The following is a 21,149-nucleotide window of genomic DNA, read 5'->3' as shown; positions in this document are numbered from 1 at the left end:
TTTGGGATCAGGAAAAGGCCGCCCGAGGGCGGCCTTGCTTTACAGCGAAATTAGGCGCCGACCAGTTCCAGCGCATCGTGGGCGATAACCCACTCTTCGTTGGTCGGGATAACCAGAGCCTTGGTGGAGCCAGCCTTGGTGATCTCGCCACCCTTGCCGAAACGGGCGGCCAGGTTGGCGTCGTGGTCGACGTCAAAGCCCAGCAGGCCCAGTTTGCCCAGGGTGATTTCACGGATCGGGGCGGAGTTCTCACCGATACCACCGGTGAAGACCACAGCGTCCAGACGACCGTCCATGGCGGCGGCGTAGGCACCGATGTACTTGGCCAGGCGATAGCAGTAGACGTCCATGGCGCGCTTGGCTTCTTCCTTGCTGTCGTAGTTGTCTTCAACAAAACGGCAGTCGGAGGTCACTTCGGTCAGGCCCAGCAGGCCGGATTCCTTGGTCAGCATGGTGTTGATCTGCTCAACGCTCATGCCCAGCTTGTCATGCAGGAAGAAGATGATGGCCGGGTCCAGATCGCCGGAGCGGGTACCCATCACCAGGCCTTCCAGCGGGGTCAGACCCATGGAGGTGTCGACGGACTGGCCGTTCTTGATGGCGCAGACGGAGCCGCCGTTGCCCAGGTGGCAGTTGATGATGTTCAGCTCTTCCACCGGCTTGTTCAGCTGCTTGGCCGCTTCCAGGCTGATGTAGTAGTGGCTGGTGCCGTGGGCGCCGTAGCGACGGATGCCGTTCTCTTTGTAGAGCTTGTACGGCAGGGCGTACAGGAAGGCTTCTTCCGGCATGGTCTGGTGGAAGGCGGTGTCGAACACGGCGACGTTCTTGTCGGCCAGGGCCGGGAACACGCGACGGGCTTCACGAATACCGATCAGGTGCGCCGGGTTGTGCAGCGGTGCGTACGGTACGGCGGCTTCGATGCCGGCGATCACGTCGTCGCAGATCACGACGGAGGAGGTGAAGCGCTCGCCACCGTGAACTACACGGTGACCGATGGCGATCAGGTTCTTGGCCAGTTCCGGATTGAGCGGCAGGATCTTGTTGACGATGAAGTCCAGCGCTTCCTGGTGAGCAGCACCGGCGCCCAGATCGGCATTGCCTTTCTCGCCGTTCAGTTTCCACTTGATGCGTGCATCGTCGAGGTTGAAGCATTCGGCCAGGCCGGACAGCAGGTCATCACCGGTGGTTGCGTCAATGACGGCGAACTTCAGGGAAGAGCTGCCACAGTTAAGAACAAGAACCAGCTTACTCATGAATAAATCCTATCGCAGATTGGGTTGTGTAGGCGGATGGTGTTGGGCGCAGGGCGTCCAAAAACTTTCAACTTATCCTTATGAGGGTTGGCAATCTGTTGCTTGCCCCTTGTATAGTGATACAAGACCCGGAGTCCAGACGTCCCTGACAGGCCAACAGCAAGATGCGGTTGACGCAAAAATGGGCGTACAAAGGATAACCCGATTGTTGAAAAATAACAAAGTCATCCTCAACCTTTGTTACTTTGCATCAAAAATTGTCGAGGTTTTGCCGTCAGTGCGTTCAAAAAGCGCTCGGAGGTTGTATGAGCATGAACATTTTTGGAACTAAGTTACAGCAAGGCCACCATTATATGACGCTTTGGCCCCGTCGTCCCGAGCTCAATTCGATGTTTCCGGAAAATCGGGTGATCAAGGCCACCGAGTTTGCCCTCAAGATCATCCCCGCGCTGGCAGTGCTCAGCGTCATGCTGCAGTTCCAGTTTGGCGAGCAGCACTACTGGCCTTCCGTTATCACTTCCGTCCTGTTTCTGTTCAGCCTGCCATTGCAAGGTTTCTACTGGCTCGGCAAACGCGCCGATACTCGTCTGCCCCCCTCGCTGGCCAGTTGGTATCGCGAGATCAACGGCAAAATGAATGAGCAGGGCGGGCGTCGCCAGCTGGTTGCACAACCCCGTTATGAAGAGCTGGCCGATACTCTCAAGGCCGCCTTCCAGCAGTTGGATAAATCCTTCCTCTACGAATAATGCACCGCAAGCAAAATAAAGGCGCCAAGGGCGCCTTTGTTTTTGTTGGGCATATCGACCATCAGGCCGCCAGCACCTTGCGGATCTCCTGGATGGAGAGCTTGTACTGGCGCGGGCACTGGCGCCACTCCACCAGCATGCGCTGGTATTTGCCGCGCATGGCGATGTCGCTGGAGAGCTCGTCGCACGGGCACTTGAGCTCGGGGAAGCGCTTGTCCACCTCCAGCAGGAAGCAGACATAGTCCGCCAGCTCACGCTCCTGGCTTCGGCTGTAGCCGTTGAATTCCAGCCGGCTGGCCGCGATCTCGGCCTGTTCGGCAGCCTCCAGGTTGCCCCAGGAGATGGCCAGCGCGTGATGCAGTTCCAGGGTGTCGATCACCTCCTGGCAGGTGGCCTGATCCAGGTAGCCGAAGTGCTTTTCCAGCTCGAGGAGTTGCAGGCAGTAGCCGCGCTCAATGATGGTGCTGGCACGCTGATAGAAGGCCGCCTTTTCCGGATTGAGCTTGGCCAGGATTTCGTACTGGTTGCTCAGGATCAAACGCTCTGCATTACTGATGTTCATGGGATATCTCACTGGAAGATGACACTGGGGTCACGTTAACCCATATCTAGAATGAATTTTTTGATCTGGCGGGGCAGTTGGCGAGAAAAACGGTGCTAAATGCCGGGGCGGCCGAGAGCAATGAGGCCTGCGGTTGCAGGCCCCGAAGTGGGGGGATTACCCCTTGAGGAATGCCAGTACCACCTGATGGTGATCGCTGGTCTTGAACTTGGTGAAGTGATGGGCAACCTTGCCCTTTTCATCGATGAGGAAGCTCTGGCGATGGATGCCGTCATACTCCTTGCCCATGAATTTCTTCGGACCCCAGACGCCGAAGGCGTCAGCCACGGCATGATCTTCGTCCGCCAGCAGGGTGAAGTTGAGCTGATCGCGCTCTTCAAATTTCTTCAACCGTTTGGCGCTGTCCGGGCTGATGCCGAGCACGACCACATTGAGAGCCGCCAGCTCGGCGTTGACGTCGCGCAGGCTGCAAGCCTGGGTGGTACAGCCCGGGGTCATCGCCTTGGGATAGAAATAGATCAGCACCTTCTTGCCGCGCAGATCGGCCAGGCGAACCGGGTTGCCATTCTGGTCCGGCAGGGTGAAATCGGGGGCGGTGCTACCTGCTTGTAAGGGTTGCATGGGATCTCCTCGAATAAACGCCCTCAGGCGTGTTTGCGATTGACGATAAACTCGAACGACTCGGCACCCAGTTCACGACAGAATTCGGCGAAGGCCGCCTGGGAGCCTTCCGGTTCTCCCTGTTTGGCCAGATTGAGTTGGAAACTCGCTTTGAGCAGGTTGAATGGCTGCTGTTCCAGGGTCATGGTCTGCATCGCCTGGATATCCCAGCCGTGGTCGCTGAAAAACTGGGTGCACTGGCTGACGATGCCATGCTCGTCACGGATCAGGATCTCGGCGTTGGCCCCAACATCGTACTGCAGTGACTGATGACGTTCGGTGCGTTTCATCATGGTGATGAGGTCCCACTCCTGACTGCGCAGGGGCAGGCTTATCTCGAGCTGCATCAGGCTGTTCCAGTCACCGGACAGCAGCATGATAAAGGTGAATTCATTGCCGAAGATGCCAAGGCGGCTATCCACTATGTTGCAACCACAGCCACTGACGTGGCGGGTGACCTCATTGACGATGCCGGGCCTGTCCGTGCCGATGGCCGTTACGACCAGGTAGTGAGTCATAAATCTTCTCTCGTCCGTTATATGTTGCGAAAGCGCCGCTAGGCCACCGATGCGCTGGTCAAATGACGCTTCCCTGACAGGCGGTGCCGGCTTTCGTTCATGGCGTTTGGAACCGGATGGTAACACGGCTCGCCCCCTCTCTCCCTTGTTTTTCAAAGGGGGCAGCTTTACCATTACGCCCCTGAAAATCGGGAGAATTATCCATGTTACGCGGTAGTATTGTTGCGCTCGTTACCCCCATGCTGACTTCGGGTGAAGTTGACTGGGCCAGCCTGGCCAGATTGGTCGACTATCATGTCAGCGCAGGTACCAGCGCAATCGTGGCAGTTGGCACGACAGGGGAGTCGGTGACCCTGAGCGAACAGGAACACATCGCCGTTGTTGAAAAAACCGTTGAATACGCCGCAGGTCGCATCCCGGTTATTGCCGGTTGTGGCTCCAACAATACCGCCCATGCCATCGAGTTGGCCAAACGGCTGGCCAAAACCGGCGTGGTGGCGGGCCTATCGGTGACACCTTACTACAACAAGCCCACCCAGGAGGGTCTCTATCGCCACTATTGTGCGATCGCCGAGGCTAGTGGTCTGCCCCAAATTCTTTATAATGTGCCCGGTCGCACCTGTTGTGATCTCAAGCCGGAGACTGTGGCCCGTCTGGCCAGGGTGCCCGGCATCATAGGTTTGAAAGAGGCGACTGGCGATTTGAGCCGCACCCCGCTGTTGCGTGAACTGTGTGGCCCGGATTTTGCGCTTTACAGTGGCGACGATGCCACTGGTTGTGATTTTATGCTGCAAGGTGGCGATGGCGTCATTTCAGTCACCACCAACATTGCAGCGGCCCGGATGGCCGACATGTGTCGTGCTGCGCTGGCCGGTGATGCCGGTCTGGCTCATGACATCGACAATCTCTTGATGCCGTTGCACAAGACTCTGTTCTGCGAACCGAGTCCGACCCCGGTGAAATGGGCCTGCGCCCGACTGGGACTGATTGCAACGGCCACCTTGCGTCTGCCGCTGGTTGACCTCACTGCCGAGGGCGAACAAGCGATGGCGCAAGCACTGACCACTGCGGAGTTGATGGCGAGTGTTTAAATCAAATGGAAAGGGAAATAGAGCCCGTCTGGTGCTGAGTGTCGCGACCGTTGCCGTGCTGGCGGGGTGCAGTACCCCCCAGGATCGCAAGATGGCCAACCGTGGTTTCGAATATGAAGATGCCCGTCTCGAGGGCCGTGCTTTCTTGATCCCCGCCGGATTGAGTGCCCCCACCTTCAACAGCCAGTTCGATATCCCGCCGCTTCCCGAAAGCAGCCGTGAAGGCGCCCTCGGGGCCAAAGTTGACGTGCGTCCCCCTGCCCAGCTGCTGACCGTGGTACCGGGCAGCCAGGTAGTGCCCAATGCCAGCGAACCCACCATCGCCTACTATGCCCTGAGCTCTGGCCAGAGCGTGGAGCGCGATACCTGGTCGTTCCTGATGAACTTCCTGGCCAAGTACAAAGTCTCCACCGAGAAGCTGGATCAGCAGACCGGCGTGTTGCAGACCGGCTGGTTTGACAACACAGTCGCCCTCGATGGCTGGGCTGAAGATGACGAAGACTTCAAAATCCGTCAGCGCTACCAGTTCACGGTTCGCAACGATGAGCAGCGCCATGCCGTCAACATGTCGGTACGGGTGCTGGATCACGAAGAAACCATCGACGGTGAGACCAGCAACCGGATGAGCGAGGCCGAGGCCCAGCGCTATGCCGCGCGGGTGCTCAACCAGTTCTCCCTCTACTACGATAGCCAGCTCAAGGCTCGCGAACAGCACAAGGCCAGTGATGGCATGGGGCTTGAGCTGGGTCTGGACAACAACGAACTCGCTGCCTGGGTCGCCAACGGTTCCTTTGAACAGGTATGGCGCCGTCTCAATCAGGTACTGCCGAAGTACGGTTTCATCATCAAGGATACCCAGCAGTCGCTGGGCTGGATCGATGTCGAGTATGAAGAACCAGGTGCCGAGTTCTGGCAGGCCAAGGGTAGCGAACCGTTCAAGCTGGACGAGGAAAAGTACCGCTTCCAGCTGGGCGAGATGGCCGGGGGCAAGACCTCCATCACCCTGTTCGACAAGGACAAGAAACCGGTGTCGTCCGGTGTCATCTCCCAGATGTATATCAGCCTGTCCGAGGCCTTTGCCAAGGGCTTGGCCGACCAGGCTGCAAACGCAGAATAACAACAGGGGCCTAGTGCCCCTGTTTTGTTAGGTTGATCCCCCTGTCAATACAGGGGCTGAAGCGCTTGATATGTTAATCCCCGGAAGCAGGAGCCCGGCGCTCTTGTTTCATTACTCCCACAAACAGGAAGTGTTATTAGCCATGAGTCTTGCAGATCAAGTATTGGCGGTGAACGACGATTTGCCGATCCGCACCGATAAACCTGTCCATTCCGGCAAAGTGCGCAGCGTCTACTGGTTGACCCCGGCAGACAGTGCCCGACTCATTCAGGAAAAAGGCTACGATGTGCCCGCCGATGCGCCCCTCGCCCTCATGGTGATCAGTGATCGCATCTCGGCTTTCGACTGCATCTGGCAAGGTGTGGACGGGCTGAACGGCGTGCCGGGCAAGGGGGCTGCGCTCAACGCCATCTCCAGTCACTGGTTCAAGTTGTTCAAGGAGAAGGGGCTGGCCGACAGCCACATCCTGGATATTCCCCATCCGTTCGTCTGGATCGTGCAAAAAGCCCGCCCCGTGCTGATCGAGGCGATCGCCCGTCAGTACATCACAGGCTCCATGTGGCGTGCCTACCAGGATGGCGAGCGCGAATTCTGCGGCATCACTCTGCCGGAAGGGCTCGAGAAGGATCAGAAGCTGCCGGAAATTCTCATCACCCCTTCCACCAAAGGCATACTGAAAGGCCTGGATGGCGTGCCAGAAGCGGACGACGTCAATGTCTCCCGTGCCGACATCGAACGCCACTACCAGGCCTTTGGCTTCCGCTCGCCGGCTGACATCGATCGCTACGAAGTGCTGCTCAAAGAGGGCTTCAACGTGATCAGTGACGCCCTGGCCGAGCTGGATCAGGTCTTCGTCGACACCAAGTTCGAGTTTGGCTATGTCCAGGATGCCGCTGGCCACGAGAAGCTGATCTACATGGACGAAGTAGGTACCCCCGACAGCTCCCGTATCTGGGATGGCCCCGCCCTGCGCGACGGCCAGATCGTCGAGAAGTCCAAAGAGGGTTTCCGCCAGTGGCTGCTTAACCACTTCCCGGATCCGGATATCCTGCTCAACAAGAACCGCATGCCGGAACGTTTCGCCCTGGCCCGTGACAACAAGCTGCCGACCGAGGTGATGATGGATATCTCCCACACCTACGTGGGGATTGCCGAGAAGGTCATCGGCCACCCGCTGGAGCGCGCTGCCAATCCGAAACAGGAGATCATCGATGTCCTGCGCGATCAGTACGGTCTGATCGACTAGGAGTCTTGCTCTTTTTTTGCTGCCAACAAACAAACGTTTGCTGGTGGCGAAATGAAGCAGCTATATAACAAGTCGACGGGCCCCAGAGCGGGGCCCGTTTTTATTGCCGTGACGACAAGCTACTACCTGCCAGCCTGGTTATTTTTTTGTCATCTTTCCTTGTTACCCTGCGCCCATCGTAGGGATAAGGAAGATGAAAGAAGATGAGTGGCTATCAGAATAGGCGTAATTTGGCGCTGCTGGGCGTGGTAGTGGGAACGGGGACGGTGCAGGCCGCGGTTGAGGTGACGGTACCCGAGGATTTCCGGATCCTGGCGGTGAGCGAGGGCAGGCTGCACGACGAGCAGCACGCCACCTTGGCCGATGGAGAACAGCAATTGCTGGTGCGTTTCGAAGGGGTTATCCCCAGTCGAAACAGCAGCGAGAACGATCGCCAGATCCGCTCCGAGCCGCAGGTCCTGCGCTATCGGGCCGACAATCAGTCCTTGCAACTGAGCGCCAAGGTGCCGGACAAAGAGCAGGGGATGGAGGTCTATGCCAGGGAGCCCGTCATCGCGCTGCAGGCCGGTGGTCAGCCGCTGCAGATAGCGCAGGATGCGCTGGTGACCCGTGGCATGCTGATCGGCATGGACTGGAACGCCAGACTCGTGGAGTACAACCGTAGTGGTGGCAAGGCGGCGCTGCGTGTTGCTGCGCCCGGTGGTGCTGTTGTTGTCCCCGGTGGAGCGACGGCCGCGAGCGCGCCTGTGCTCCCGCAGAGCGAGCTTGAAGGGCAATTGCAGCAGCTGTTCCTGCAGGCCGACCCGGTCCTTCGCAAGCGCTTCATCGGCTGGGCCGTGCCGCAGCTTTAAGTTTGCCCCCCGTTGCAGTAACGTGAGGGGCTTGCGGCGTGCCTTGCGCCCCTCCTTATGCAACGAGGTCTTCATGTTTGAACTGCATTCCCGCCTTGTGGCGGATACCCGGCAGCTCGGGGATCTGCCCCTCTGCCGTGTCCTGCTGGCCAAGGACAGCCAGTATCCCTGGCTTATTCTGGTCCCCCGTGTGGCCAATCTGCGGGAGATCCACCACCTGGCGCCAGAGCAGCAACAGCAGCTGATGCAGGAGTCCTGCGCGGTAGCGAGCCTGATGGAACAGGCACTCAATCCGGACAAGATCAACATAGGGGCACTCGGTAATCTGGTACCGCAACTCCATGTGCACCATGTCGCCCGTTTCACTACCGACAAGGCCTGGCCGGGTCCTATTTGGGGAGCTCACCCATCAGTGCCTTATGAACCACAAGTTTTGCAGCAACAGGCCGATATATGGCGTGCCCGACTCGCCAGGCTGACCGGTTTTACCCCTTTGACTACTGATAACGGAGTCAACTGAGAGGCACGTCGCTATTTCAGTCCCCGGCCAGCGCTATCTGTTAGAGTTATGGTATAGATAAGCCCATTTTCGATGTTCAGGAAGGTCCCATGATAGTAACAAGAGCCGATGACGATGCCGTATTGACCACAGAGGATGTGCTGCTCAGCCTGTGCAACTCGGTAACGGATGTCTTGAGTGCCGCGACCATGAGCCAGGTGCGGTTTTCCGGTATGGTGCAACGGATCAGCAAGACCTGCCTCAAGCCGGATATCGGCTGTTTCGTGCTGTTTGATGGCGGTTTTTCCGGCCTGGTGGTGATCAACTTCTCCGCCGCGGCCGCCATGGAGCTGTACGAGAGCTACATGCTCAGCATGGGGCTCTCCAAGGAAGATCTCGCCATCTCCCACACCTCGGATGAGGTGAGCAACGTGATGGGCGAGCTGATGAACCAGATCGTCGGCAGCTTCACCGTCAAGGTAGGGCGCGACATGCAGACCCACATCACCCAGAACCAGCCCAAGATGCTGGCCCTGAACAAGCAGGTGATGCTGAGTGTCGATACCAACCTCGACAACCCGGAATCGCGCCGGGTAACCTTCTTCACCGCCCGCAATAACATCTTCTATCTGGAGCTGGCGATGGACAAAACCGAGTTCATCCGTATCCACAGCGACGGCATGGATGAGGAGGAGCTGGATCCGGATGCCCTGATCGCCCAGGCCAAACAGGGGGCTGCCAAACCGGCATCTGCTCCGGCGCCAGCCGCCGGCAACGATCATGATGACCTGCTGGACTCCCTCGGCATCTGAATCGGTGCCAGCCAGAAAACAAGAAGGCCACCCTCGGGTGGCCTTCTGCATTGTCGGGCTTTGCTATCAGAAGTTGTAGAGCAGGCCGGTGTTGAACAGCACGGCATTGCTGTCGTAGAAGTCGATATCGGAGTCGGATTTGGAGTAACCGGCGGTGAAGGTCGCCGAGAGTGGCTCGATACCGAACAGGCGATGCCAGAAGAAGGTACCGCTCACGGCAAACTCGTCGGAATCGGCGCTGCGGCCAAAGATCGGGTTGGCTTCGTCATACTTGGTCTGACCCAGATAGAGGTTGCTGACGAATGACCATTGGGCTGCGCGCTTGCCATAGGTCAGCTGCAGACCGTTGCTCTCGTAGCTCTGGGCGCTGCCGTCGAGATCGGCCTGACGATAGATGAAGGCCGGTTCGAGGATCTGGCCCGGCGCCAGGTGCCACTTGTAGGAGAGTTCCATGGCGTGGATCTTGCCGTTGCGATCCAGCTTGGCGGCGGTATCGGCACCATACTGGCTGCCGCTGCGCTCTTCATCCACCTCGATCTCGCGGGTGGTCAGGCTGCCGTAGAAGTTGCTGCTCCAGATGTTGTCCCAGGCAAAACGTACACCTTTGGACTTGATGTCGGTGGATTGACGATCCACCCCGATGGCAAAGGGATCGCTCCACTGCTCAATGGGCAGAACGTTGAACACCACGGAGCCGGCCACTATGCCCTTGTCCCCCATCTCCTGGCGAATGCCAAGCTGCTGGGTGAAGTCGAAGCGGATGGCATCCTGGATCAGGTTGCCGAGGAACACCTGGGTGCGGGTATCGGCAAAGGTGTAGCGAATATCGGCATTGAGCAAGGGGTTGACGCTCTGGGTGCTGTCGGCGCTGCCCAGACCATGAATGCGACGATGGTCATCATCACTGCTGGCGAAGTTGGATTCGTAGTTGATGACATTGACCCCGCCGAGCAGGAAACCGGACCAGCCGGACTCCTTGGGGATGGTCCCGAGATCTGCATACGCACTGTTGGCTACCAGTAGACCCAGGCCGAGCAGGCTAGTGTTACGCATCAAATAGCTCCCAAATTAAACGATTTTTAATTAAGTGGCGGGGATTATAGAAACCCAGCCTTAATGGCAACTGACTGAATCGGGTCAAATATCCTAGCCTACTTCTTTATTCAGGGAATCATTAATTAATTGAGCGAGATAAGAAGAGTTCACCGGGTTGTGCTGGTATTCTGTACCGCGCATATCGGGGGATAACAATAAGATGAAACAGATCAAATCCTGGGCACAATATTACGTCGACCTGATGACCAAGCTGGGACTGGTGCGCTTCAGCATGTTCCTGGCCGCCGGCATTATCGTGCTGGCCGTCGCCATCCAGATGGGGGTTACCCTCTTCTTGCGCGGCAATATCGATGTCATCGACTTTGTCCGTTCGGTCTTTTTTGGCCTGCTGGTCACCCCCTGGGCCGTCTATTTTCTCTCCATCGTGGTGGATCAGCTGGAGGACTCCCGTCAGCGGCTGAGCCGCATGGTGCGCAAGCTGCAGGATATGCGCGAGCGGGATCTCGAGCTAAACAGCCAGCTGCAAGAGAACATCAGTCGTCTCAACGCCCAGATTGCCGAGACCAACCGGGCCGAGAGCCTGCGTCTGCAAGCCATTGAGGATCTGGAAAACGAAGTGTTCCAGCGCGAAAAAGCCCAGCTTCATCTCGGGGAGCGCACCGCCCTGCTGCGCTCCTTCATCGACTGCTCCCCCGATCTGGTCTACTACCGCAACGAAGACGAACAGTTCTCCGGCTGCAACCGCGCCATGGAAGAGCTGACCGGCAAGGCGGAGGCCGAGCTCATCGGTCTGACCCCGTTCGACGTCTACAAGCAGGAGATCGCCAACAAGGTGGTGGAGACCGACAAGCTGGTCTTCGCCAGCAACGAGCCTCTCACCTACGAACAGTGGCTGGAGTATCCCGATGGCCGCAAAGCCTACTTCGAGCTGCGCAAGGTGCCCTTCTTCGACCGGTTCGGCAAGCGGCTCGGTCTGCTAGGTTTTGGTCGTGACATCACCGAGCGCAAGCAGTATCAGGACAAGCTGGAGAAGGCGAGCCGCGACAAGACCACCTTCATCTCCACCATCAGCCACGAGCTGCGCACCCCGCTCAACGGCATCGTGGGCCTGAGCCGCATGCTGATGGATACGCCGCTCGATCCCAAGCAGCATCAGCAGCTCAAGACCATCCACCTGAGCGCCGTGACCCTTGGCAACATCTTCAACGACATCATAGATCTCGACAAACTGGACCGACGTCGGCTGGAGATTGCCCCGGCCCGTCTGGACCTGCCCGCCTTCCTTGATGAGCTGGAGACTCTATCGCGTATCCAGGCGGAGCAGAAGGGGCTCTATCTCCACTTCGATCGGGATGGAGACATGCCGCAATTCGTGATGGCAGACGGTACCAGGCTACGTCAGGTGCTGTGGAACCTGGTGGGCAATGCGGTCAAGTTTACCGATGAGGGGGGGGTGACGGTGCGCTGCCTCTCCCATCCGGCGGACGAACCGGGCAAGCTGGCGCTGCACTTCGAGGTGGAAGACACCGGAGTCGGCATCCCCCGTGCCCAGCAGGAGAAGATCTTCGCCATGTACTATCAGGTGCAGGGTCAGAAACACGCCACCGGTACCGGCATCGGCCTCGCGGTATCCCGTCAGCTGGTGCAGGCCATGGGTGGTCAGCTCTATGTGGACAGCGAACCGGGGGAGGGCTCCTGCTTTACCGCCGAGCTGGAAGTGGCCTGCGCCGAACCCCTATTGCCGGAGCAGGAGGAAGAGATGCCCTCCCTCGACATCCTGCTGGTGGAGGACGTGGAACTCAATGTGACGGTGGCCTGCGCCCTGTTGACCAAGCTGGGCCATCATGTCCAGGTGGCGCGGGATGGTGGTCAGGCGCTGGCGATGGCCAATCCCGATGATTTTGATCTGATTTTGCTCGATATCCAGTTGCCGGACATGACCGGCTTTGATGTGGCGGCCCAACTGCTGGAGCGTTACGGCGACAGCCTGCCACCCATGGTGGCGCTGACTGCCAACGTGACCGGTGATCGCCAGTATTATCTGGATCGCGGCATGCGGGATGTGATCAACAAGCCACTGGGCTCGAAAGCGGTGCGGGAGGTGATTGGCCACCTGTTTGCCGATCTGGCAGAAGACGAGGCCGACGAGCAGGCCGATGCCGGCAATCAGGATGCGTTGCTGGATATTCCCTTTCTCACCGATTACGCCGATACCGTCGGTAAGCCGGTGCTGCTCTCCAGCGTCGAGCTGTTCGAGAAGATGATGCCGGACTACATGGCGGTGCTTGATTCCAACATGGTTGCCCGGGATCAGGCCGGGGTGGTGGAGGAGGCCCACAAGATCAAGGGCGCCGCGGGCTCTATCGGTTTGCGCCGTTTGCAGCAGACTGCCCAGCTGATCCAGAGTCCGGATCACCCCGCCTGGTGGGAGAATGTCGAGGACTGGATCGAGACGCTGCGCCGCGAGTACCCGGGTGACATCGCCCGCTTGCGACGCTGGTTGTTGTCTTGAGCCCGATGAAAGCCGCTGGCAAGGAGTCGCCAATGTATCGCCGTTTGATTACCCCCGAGCGCATCCACCCCTGGGGAGATGAGGAGCTGCTGGAGGCGACCGAGCAGGATCGTGCCCGCATTGTGCAGGCCGCCCCGGTGCGCCGGTTGCAGCAGAAGACCCAGGTGTTTCCCCTCGACGTAAAGGCGTCGGTGCGCAGTCGCCTCACCCACTCGCTGGAGGTGCAGGAGACCGGCCGCCAGATCAGCCGCCGTATTCTGACGGCCTTGCCGACAGGTGCCGTGTGCGAGGGGGCCTTTATCAATCTGGTGGAGATGTCCTGCCTGCTGCACGACGTGGGCAACCCGCCGTTTGGTCACTTCGGCGAGCAGGTGATGAGCCAGTGTCTCGGCGAGATGCTCGATCCCCTCTATCAACAAGCTTTGGGCCTGATGCCTTCACCCCAATGGGCGGAACTGCGCCAGGATCTGCTGCTGTTCGATGGCAATGCCCAGAGCCTGCGCCTGGTGCACAGCCTGCACGAACTCAATCTCACTTTGGGGCAGCTGGCGGCGCTGTGCAAATACCCGCAGCAGCCTCTGGCCGGGGTGAGCTATGGCCAGCATCATGGCTGGAGCAGCAAGCGGGGCATCTTCTTTAGCGAGCAGCCCCTCTATCGCGCTCTGGGCCAAAGCCTGGGGCTGGCCCAGGGTTGTCGCCATCCACTGGTCTACATCATGGAGGCGGCCGACGACATCTCCTACTGCATCGCCGATCTGGAAGATGCGGTGGACCGGCGCATCCTCACCCTCGGCGAGCTGCTGACGGCGCTGCGCAGCGCAGACGGGAGCGATTATCTGGCCGGATTGCTCGATGATGCGCTGGCCTCCGGCAGGGGCTTTTTCCCCCACTTTCGCCAGCAGTTGACCCGGGATCTGGTGGCGCTTGCGGCAAAGAGTTATGTGGATGAACACGATGCCATCCTGCGGGGCAGTTATCCCCAGGCGTTGTTACACGGTCAGGCGCCGGCAGCGCGGGTGCTCGACATGCTCAAGCAGGTGGCCCGCGAGCTGGTGTTCCGGCGCCCCGAGGTGGAGGCGCTGGAGCTGGAAGGCTATGCCGCCCTGCGCGGGGTGCTCTCTACTTACGCCTGCCTGTTGGCAATGCCGGCCGGGCAGTTTGCTCGCTTGCTGGCGGGGGAAGGGGGCAATGAACTGTTCTTCGCCCGGCGCCTCTACCACAGGCTCTCGGCCCGCCATCTCAAGGCCTATCGGCTGGCGGTGGCGACCCGTGATGCACGCTTTACCGACGAGGGGGAGCAGGAGTGGTATTACCGGGTGCGCCTGCTGCTCGATTACGTCAGCGGCATGACGGACACCTATGTGCTGGAGGAGTACCGGCTGCTGTCCGGCATCTGACGGCGATCCCGGTTTTTGTGATGGCCATGGCTTGCCAATGAAAACGTTTTTAAAAAGGTGCCATGAGAGACTTGTTTTAGATGTGAAGATTTTTTAGACTGCTGCGACCTGTTCAACTTTTACCCGGTAAGGAGACGAAAATGCAAGATCTGATGCTCAACGTTGCATTTGCTCGCTGCACCCATGGCAGCGTGAAATCTCGTGCTCTTTTACCGCGTGGCGTAAACAGGTAACCCCTGCTTATTTTTATCACCCGCGGTTGTCCCGCAGGGTGATGTCCACTTTCTCCGGGAGAACCGCATGTTCAGCTGGAGAATGTCATGTCAATCGAACTGGTTTTACTGCGCAGCGTAGAGTCCCTGGTCCAGAAGCGGATCGCCCATGTCGAGCGTCGCCTGACGCAGGTCAACCTTTCGCCGGCCTTGCTCAAGGATATCGGCCTGGAAGGGTATGAGGGGCAGGTTTCCCATGTCACTCACGTCCGTGAGCGGGAGTATCAAACCGGCTTTCGGCTCGGGAATCGAATAACCTGATCAAGGGGGGGAGTCATCCCCCCAACCCCTGTGGCGTGACAGGCCGGAGCCTGTCACTTTTTCTGCCATAAAAAGTAGGCCTTTTATTCACTTTTATTAGATATACCTCTATCCTCTTGGCCCCGTTTGTGACGGATGCGTATGTTTTCTCGCCTTGTGGTGCAATTGCCAGCAAGATGGGCGGTAGCTGCATTATCGATTTCACTCATCAGGACAAGACCTTCATGCCTCTTTCTCGCCACTTTTTCTTCGCCTGGTTCGCGTGGCTGCTGCTGAGCAGTCCGTTAAGCGCTGCGGCGCAGTCTGCATATGAAGGTAGCGCCGCCGTCGAGCAGCAGTCCGTACCCGAACTGGTGGTGGGGATACCACGGGAAGGCTACCCACCATTTCTCTATGCCATGTCCGTCGGTCATTATGCTGGGCCCCAGCGGGAGCTGACCCTGCGTATTGCCGCCGAGATGGGAAGAGAGGTGCGTTATGTTCCCTACGCCTCTTATGTCGAGGCGCAGCAGGCGCTGATCGACGGGAAAGTGGATGCGCTGTTTGGCATCCCGCGCGATAGCCTGGATCATCGCGAAGTCAGCCAGGTCGGCTATCTGGGGAGCTATGACAGGGTGGTGCTGCTGCGAGAACCTGCCCAGATGCTCACCCTTGAGCAGGCAAAGAAACTGCGCTGGGTGTGTGTGCGCGGGTTTGGTTCCTGCCAGATCCTGGACAGGATGGGGATAGATAACGTCACCCAGCTCAACAGTCGTGACGAGGCCAGCTACAGGGTGAAACTGGGTCTGGCCGATGCCTATGTGGGTCTGGAGCCCGCGCTGAAGAACGCCATGGAGCACATGTCCGGCCCGCTGGGGATCGTCAATCCGGAGTGGTTGCAAGGCACAGTACTGACGATTGCGATCAGGAAGGGCAATATCGCCTTGAGAGATCGACTGCTCGAGGCTTACCAGCGGGTGCCGATCACCGATTCCAGGCTGCGTCTGGGGAGGGATGAATCTCCCGTCAGTTTGGCTCATCTGCTGGATGAAGAGGAGCGGGCCTGGCTGAAAAAGCGAGAGGTGGTTCGATTTGCGGTGGCGCCGGCTTTCGCCGGGATCAGTGAGATCGACAAAGAAGGTGTGCTGCACGGCTATGCGGCGGATCTGATGAAGCTGCTGAGCCTGCGTACCGGCATTCGCTTCGAGTTGACGCCAACGGACTCATGGACCCAATCCCTCGAACTGCTGCGCCGCCAGCAGGTGGATCTTATCCCCCTCATCACTGTGATGGACGAGCGGCGAGGCTACGCCTCTTTTACGTCTCCTTTCCTGATGCTCCATTCGTATGTGGTCGCCAAGCGGGGGAGCAAGAACCTGGCCTCTCTCGCTGATTTGCGTGGCCATCGGGTTGGCGGTGTGGTGGGCTCTTACGAGTCTTCTGTGGTCAATGCCAATGGTGGCATCCTGGTCCATACCAGTACGGATAACGAGCTGCTGTCGATGCTGGATGACGGGCGAGCGGATTATGTGCTGCTGACCATGACCAACATCGGTCGTCAGGCGATGCAGGGCTTCAACGACAAGTACCAGGTCGTCTATGCCAGCAGCCAGTTTGGCACGCCGGTCAGCATGGCGGTGGCGCACAGCCAGCCAGAATTGACCCGCATCATGGACAAGTTGCTGCTGACCATCAGCGACGATGAGTGGGCCCTGCTGGAGCGCAAATGGCTCAATATCTCCATCAACATGGAGCAGGACAATACGCTGCTTTACCGCTGGCTGGCCTTCTCTCTGGGCGGGGTGGTGGTCATAGGCGCGCTGGCGTTTATCTGGGTCAGGAGCCTGCGGCGCCAGATAGCCCAGCGCCAGCGGGCGGAGCAAAAGCTCAACGAACAACTGGTATTTGTCCAGACCCTGCTCGATTCCTTGCCCAACATGGTGGCGCTGCGGGATCGCCAGCAGACCCTGACCCTGTGCAACAAGGCCTATCGGGAGACCTTCATCGGGGCCGAACTGGAGGATGGCTGGAGCAACATGCGCCCGGACGAGCGGGAGCAGATGCTGCGCGAGGAGCGCCAGATCTGGGCGACCGGTGAGGTCATCGCCGGGGCGGGGCAGAGCAGCAATCGAGATGGCACCTTGTTCCACGTCATCTATGTGAAACTGCCCTACCGCGCCGCGGATGGGAGCATTCAGGGCGTACTGACGGTGCTGACCGATGTGAGCGCCATCAAGGCGGCCGAAAGCAAGGTGCGTGAAGCCGAAACCCGGTTGAAGGACATGACCGACAGCATGCCCGGGGTCGTTTATCAATATCTGTGGCAGGGTGTGGGGAAAGGGCGTTTTCTCTATGTTTCGCGTGGCGCCGAAGAGATCCTTGGCAAACCGGCGGAGAGCTTGTTGCAGGCCCAGCCTGGCGGGGCGGTATTCGATCTCGGTGAGGAGATGCAGCAGGCGTTCGTCAGCGAGGTGGCGGCCCATGCCATGGCCCTGACGCCACTGGATCTGGAAGTCATGGTACCTTCGCCTGCGGGGACGCGATATCTGCAGGTGCGGGGCAACTTCGTCCCGCAGGAGAGTGGCGATCTGATCCTCAACGGTGTGGTGCAGGATATCACCACCCTCAAGCAGCAAGAGCTCGAGCTGCGCGAAGCGCGCGCGTCAGCCGAGCAGGCCATGCAGGCACGCAGCCGCTTCCTGGCGACCATGAGCCACGAGCTGCGGACCCCCATCTCCGGCATGCACGGCATGCTGGAGCTGCTGCGCATGAGTTCCCTCGACGAGGATCAGCGCTACCTGCTGCGCAATGTTGAGAGCTCCACCAACAATCTGCTCTATCTGGTCAACGATATCCTCGATTTTTCCAAGATGGAGGCGGGGCAGTTCCTGCTCGATTACCATCCCGGCCGCCTGCAGTCCGTCATCTGCGATGTGATCCGTGGCCATGCGGCCCAGGCCTACGGCAAGGGGTTGAAGGTGACGCTGCACTGGGAGGCGCAGATCCCCGACCAGGCGGTGCTCGATGCCATTCGCGTGGGGCAGGTGATCTCCAATCTGCTCAGCAATGCGGTCAAGTTTACCGAGCAGGGGAGCATCGGCATCCGGGTTGGCTATCGCGATGGCGCCCTCGTCATCACGGTGAGTGATACCGGCATCGGGATCGCCGAAGAGAAGCAAGAGTTGCTGTTTACTCCGTTCGAGCAAGTGGAGTCCGACATCAATCGCCGTTTTGGCGGCACCGGACTGGGGCTGGCCATCTGCGATCAGCTGGTGCGCAAAATGGGCGGAACACTCTCCCTCACCAGCCGGGCCGGTGAGGGGGCCAGCTTCAGCTTCACCATCCCGCTTTCCGACTGCCGATGGGATACCCCGGCACTGGCTGGCAGCCACTGGTGGCTGCTCAGTGATGAGCCGCTGCTGCAGGCAACCATGATCCGTTTCGGTGCTACCCTGCATCCCATTGATGGCAGCCAGCTAGATGGGGAGCTGGAAGGCTTGCTGCTGGCGGATGAACAAAGCCTCGAGCGAGCGCTTGGCAGCGAATGGCAACGCTGGTTACAGCACGCCAGTCTCAAGGGGATAGTTATCTCCCCCCGGGAGGCGCTGCGGGGGCGGCTTGGCACCAGCCACTGGTGGCGACTCGGTCAATCCCCACTCTACCCGGACCTGCTGCTGGAAACGTGCCGCGATCTGCTGGCCGACCATGCACCGCCAAGCCAGGACGAAGCAACGGCAACTCTGGATGGCCGTGTGCTGGTGGCCGATGATCACCCGGTGAACCGGGCCTTGCTGGTCCGCCAGCTGGCGATTCTTGGGGTCGACTGCGAGGTGGTGGATAATGGCGAACAGGCACTGCGTGCCTGGCAAGGGCAGCATTTTGCCCTGCTGCTGACCGATTGCCATATGCCGGTCATGGATGGCTATACCCTGGCGAGAACCCTGCGCAGCCAGGGAGAGCAGGCCCCCATCATAGGGGTGACTGCCGATGCGTCCGAGGAGGCGACCCAGAGCATGACGGCGGCCGGCATGAATGGCATGCTGATCAAACCCTATGCACTGGAATCGCTGCGCAAGTTGCTGACCAAGTGGTTGCCTGCAAGCGGCACCAATGCAGCTGAGCCTGCCGACTCGACTTCTGCCCTCGAGCAAGCCAGCCGCTGGCGGGATCTGTTTGGTGATGAGGCCCTGGCCTGCACCATGGCGCGAGAATATCTGGCATCAAATCAGGCTGATTGCCAAGAGATGATGGCAGCGACGGCGGCTCGTGATACCCGGGAATTGATGGAAATAGCCCATCGCATCAAGGGGGCAGCCCGCATGGTCGGTGAAGCCGCGCTGGCGGAGCAGGCGGCCAGGCTGGAGTCGGCCGCCCGGTTGAAACAGCTGGATGAACTCGATGCGTTGGCAGCCGGTGTGAATGCCGCCATGCATGAAGTAACACGCGAAATGGGACTGTGGATCCATGAATAAGAGAGAAGATGAGCTGGTTATCATGGTGGTGGAAGATCACGCCTTCCAGCGCAAGACCCTGTTGCACCAGATCCGCAGCCTCGGATATCAGCAACTGCTGGAGGCGCAGGATGGCCTCTCGGCGTTGGCGCTTTGCCAGCATCATCAGGTCGACATCCTGATATGTGATCTGCGCATGCCCGGCATGGATGGCATGGCATTGTTGCGCCGCCTCTCTCTGGGGGGCTTCAAGGGGGGTATTATCCTCTCCAGTGCACTGGAGGATGACGTGGTGGCGGCAGTGCTGCGAATGAGTGCCGCCTATGGCCTGCAGGTGCTGGGGCGGCTCGAAAAGCCCTCAAGTCCGCAGCAGATCCGGCAACTGATCGACACTTGGTCCCCCGGACAAGAGCCACAACATAGCGAAGAGGGGTACGGCATCGACGTCGTCGAGTTGCAACTGGCCCTCGAGCGGGATCAGATCCTGCCCTGGTACCAGCCCAAGGTGAGCTTTGTGACCGGCCAGTGGGTCGGCATGGAGGCGCTGGCCCGCTGGCAGCACCCGGAATATGGCATGATCTCTCCCGCCCGTTTTATTCCCCTGGCGGAGAACAATGGGCTCATCGATCAGCTGACCGAGGTCATCATCAGCAAGTCGCTCCGTGATGGTCATCTCTGGGAAGAGACGGGTCTGTCATTGAATCTGTCGATGAACCTCTCCACGACATCCCTGATCGAGGGGGATCTCTGCCACTCCCTCATCAACCAGTGTCAACGCTGGAGCATCAATCCCGAGTTGATCACCTTGGAGGTGACCGAGAGCTCTTTCGTCCAGGATCTGGGCAAGTCCCTGGAGGTGCTGACGCGTCTGCGCATGCACGGTTTTGGCCTCTCCATTGATGATTTCGGTACTGGCTACTCCTCCATGCAGCAGCTGGCGCTGCTGCCGTTTACCGAGTTGAAGCTGGATCGATCCTTCGTGGATCGCTGCTATGCCGATCCTTCTCGTCTGGCCATTATCGAATCCAGCATCGAACTGGCCCGTAAACTGGGGCTAAAGTCAGTCGCGGAAGGAGTGGAAGACGAGCAGACCTGGCGCCAGCTGGCGGTACTTGGCTGCGATGTCTGCCAGGGATTTTTCTCCGCCCGACCGATGCCCCGTCACGAGCTGAAAAACTGGCATGCAGCCTGGTTGGAACGCTTGCCAGCATTGCTGTCTGGCTGATGGGGGCTGTGCCTGACCTGTGGGCTGGATAGCGCGGTTGGTGCCGAATGAGAAAAGTTGGCAGGAAAGAGGGTCGGCAGGGTTGAAAGCGGTGGCGGAGCAAGCCGCCACCTGGCGTTATCGCGGCTAATCGAGGCGGCGGAAGTCGCCATTCTCGAGGCTGCAGGGGGTCTCCTGGTTGAGCAGGTTGACCAGCAGGATGGCCCGTTTCTCGCCATCAGGTTCCATATAGATGGCTTCAAAACCGGCGAAGGGGCCGGTCTCTATCTTCACCTTGTCCCCCTGGCTGGGCAGCCTGGCGTAACTGGCTCTCGCCTCGTCACTGTCATCCTTGCTCATCAGCTGATAGACCAAGGCGCTATTGATGGGCGTCCATTCGCTGCCGAAGTGGATGATCCGGCTGATGCCGCGGGTCGACTTCAGGGTGATGGGGGTGACTTCGTTCAGATCGACGAAGATAAACAGGTAGTTGGGAAACATGGGTTCCCGGACGGGAACCCGCTTGCCCCGGCGCAGCTTCTCGATCTCCACCATGGGGTAATAGGATTCGATACCCTGGGCATCGAGATGGGCGCGGGCGCGGGCCTCTTCTTTTGGCTTGCAGTAGGCCAGATACCATTTTTTCATGTGATCAGTATGTT

General features: G+C 59.2%; 18 protein-coding genes. 12 read left to right on the top strand and 6 right to left on the bottom strand.

Annotated elements, in window-relative coordinates; all coding sequences use genetic code 11:
* Positions 1-50: 50 nt before the first annotated feature.
* Complete coding sequence (locus ACB028_RS16175) at positions 51-1,253, bottom strand: acetate kinase (RefSeq protein WP_371144726.1); 1,203 nt, start codon at positions 1,251-1,253, stop codon at positions 51-53.
* 305 nt (positions 1,254-1,558) lie between these two features.
* Between ACB028_RS16175 and yfbV the strand changes: the two genes are divergently transcribed.
* Positions 1,559-1,999 carry a terminus macrodomain insulation protein YfbV gene (gene yfbV, locus ACB028_RS16170; protein WP_026455880.1) on the top strand — a complete coding sequence of 147 codons (441 nt, stop codon included), beginning with the start codon at positions 1,559-1,561 and terminating at the stop codon, positions 1,997-1,999.
* A 61-nt stretch (positions 2,000-2,060) separates the two neighbouring features.
* On the opposite strand, the gene ACB028_RS16165 is transcribed toward yfbV, so the two are convergent.
* The 3 genes from ACB028_RS16165 to ACB028_RS16155 form a co-directional block, all read right to left on the bottom strand.
* Positions 2,061-2,561 carry a YfbU family protein gene (locus tag ACB028_RS16165; RefSeq protein WP_371144725.1) on the bottom strand — a complete coding sequence of 167 codons (501 nt, stop codon included), beginning with the start codon at positions 2,559-2,561 and terminating at the stop codon, positions 2,061-2,063.
* Between the two features lie 156 nt (positions 2,562-2,717).
* A complete protein-coding gene (gene bcp / locus ACB028_RS16160) occupies positions 2,718-3,182 on the bottom strand; it encodes a thioredoxin-dependent thiol peroxidase (protein ID WP_371144724.1) in 465 nt (154 codons plus the stop codon).
* Between the two features lie 23 nt (positions 3,183-3,205).
* Complete coding sequence (locus ACB028_RS16155; protein ID WP_026455877.1) at positions 3,206-3,739, bottom strand: glycine cleavage system protein R; 534 nt, start codon at positions 3,737-3,739, stop codon at positions 3,206-3,208.
* Positions 3,740-3,942: 203 nt separating this feature from the next.
* On the opposite strand from ACB028_RS16155, the gene dapA reads away from it, so the two are divergent.
* From dapA to ACB028_RS16125, 6 genes are all read left to right on the top strand, one after another.
* Positions 3,943-4,830 (top strand): 4-hydroxy-tetrahydrodipicolinate synthase, encoded by an 888-nt coding sequence (dapA, locus tag ACB028_RS16150; protein WP_026455876.1) that lies wholly within the window; start codon positions 3,943-3,945, stop codon positions 4,828-4,830.
* Positions 4,823-5,947 carry an outer membrane protein assembly factor BamC gene (gene bamC / locus ACB028_RS16145; protein WP_371144723.1) on the top strand — a complete coding sequence of 375 codons (1,125 nt, stop codon included), beginning with the start codon at positions 4,823-4,825 and terminating at the stop codon, positions 5,945-5,947. The genes dapA and bamC overlap by 8 nt, the downstream gene beginning before the upstream one ends.
* Positions 5,948-6,089: 142 nt before the next feature.
* A complete protein-coding gene (locus tag ACB028_RS16140; RefSeq protein ID WP_371144722.1) occupies positions 6,090-7,193 on the top strand; it encodes a phosphoribosylaminoimidazolesuccinocarboxamide synthase in 1,104 nt (367 codons plus the stop codon).
* Between the two features lie 203 nt (positions 7,194-7,396).
* Positions 7,397-8,044: a DUF2057 domain-containing protein gene (locus ACB028_RS16135; protein ID WP_371144721.1), complete on the top strand. Its 648-nt coding sequence runs from the start codon at positions 7,397-7,399 to the stop codon at positions 8,042-8,044.
* A gap of 73 nt (positions 8,045-8,117) precedes the next feature.
* Positions 8,118-8,564, top strand: coding sequence for an HIT domain-containing protein (locus ACB028_RS16130; RefSeq protein WP_371144720.1), 447 nt, complete (start codon positions 8,118-8,120; stop codon positions 8,562-8,564).
* Positions 8,565-8,653: 89 nt separating this feature from the next.
* On the top strand, positions 8,654-9,355 hold the full coding sequence (locus ACB028_RS16125) for a DUF3334 family protein (protein WP_042028786.1): 702 nt from the start codon (positions 8,654-8,656) through the stop codon (positions 9,353-9,355).
* Positions 9,356-9,421: 66 nt separating this feature from the next.
* Here the strand turns inward: ACB028_RS16125 and ACB028_RS16120 are convergent, their stop codons facing one another.
* Positions 9,422-10,408 carry a DUF2860 family protein gene (locus ACB028_RS16120; RefSeq protein WP_371144719.1) on the bottom strand — a complete coding sequence of 329 codons (987 nt, stop codon included), beginning with the start codon at positions 10,406-10,408 and terminating at the stop codon, positions 9,422-9,424.
* A 202-nt stretch (positions 10,409-10,610) separates the two neighbouring features.
* Here ACB028_RS16120 and arcB point away from each other — a divergent pair, with 202 nt between their 5' ends.
* From arcB to ACB028_RS16095, 5 genes are all read left to right on the top strand, one after another.
* Entirely contained in the window at positions 10,611-12,923 is a 2,313-nt protein-coding gene (arcB, locus tag ACB028_RS16115; RefSeq protein ID WP_342018111.1) for an aerobic respiration two-component sensor histidine kinase ArcB, read from the top strand.
* A gap of 32 nt (positions 12,924-12,955) precedes the next feature.
* Positions 12,956-14,320 (top strand): dGTPase, encoded by a 1,365-nt coding sequence (gene dgt / locus ACB028_RS16110; protein ID WP_371144718.1) that lies wholly within the window; start codon positions 12,956-12,958, stop codon positions 14,318-14,320.
* Positions 14,321-14,640: 320 nt separating this feature from the next.
* On the top strand, positions 14,641-14,853 hold the full coding sequence (locus ACB028_RS16105) for a hypothetical protein (RefSeq protein WP_026456921.1): 213 nt from the start codon (positions 14,641-14,643) through the stop codon (positions 14,851-14,853).
* Positions 14,854-15,077: 224 nt separating this feature from the next.
* Positions 15,078-19,304 carry an ATP-binding protein gene (locus ACB028_RS16100; protein ID WP_371144717.1) on the top strand — a complete coding sequence of 1,409 codons (4,227 nt, stop codon included), beginning with the start codon at positions 15,078-15,080 and terminating at the stop codon, positions 19,302-19,304.
* Positions 19,297-20,508, top strand: a complete 1,212-nt coding sequence (locus tag ACB028_RS16095; RefSeq protein WP_371144716.1) for an EAL domain-containing protein — start codon at positions 19,297-19,299, stop codon at positions 20,506-20,508. The genes ACB028_RS16100 and ACB028_RS16095 overlap by 8 nt, the downstream gene beginning before the upstream one ends.
* 126 nt (positions 20,509-20,634) lie before the next feature.
* On the opposite strand, the gene rfaH is transcribed toward ACB028_RS16095, so the two are convergent.
* The gene (gene rfaH / locus ACB028_RS16090) at positions 20,635-21,135 is read right to left on the bottom strand and encodes a transcription/translation regulatory transformer protein RfaH (protein ID WP_371144715.1); all 501 of its coding nucleotides are present in this window, start codon (positions 21,133-21,135) and stop codon (positions 20,635-20,637) included.
* Positions 21,136-21,149: the final 14 nt, after the last annotated feature.

The organism is Aeromonas sp. S9(2024), from assembly GCF_041403185.1.
Lineage (GTDB): Bacteria > Pseudomonadota > Gammaproteobacteria > Enterobacterales > Aeromonadaceae > Aeromonas > Aeromonas enteropelogenes.
The sequence above is the reverse complement of the archived record's forward strand: the minus strand, read 5'-3'. Positions and strand labels throughout refer to the sequence as shown.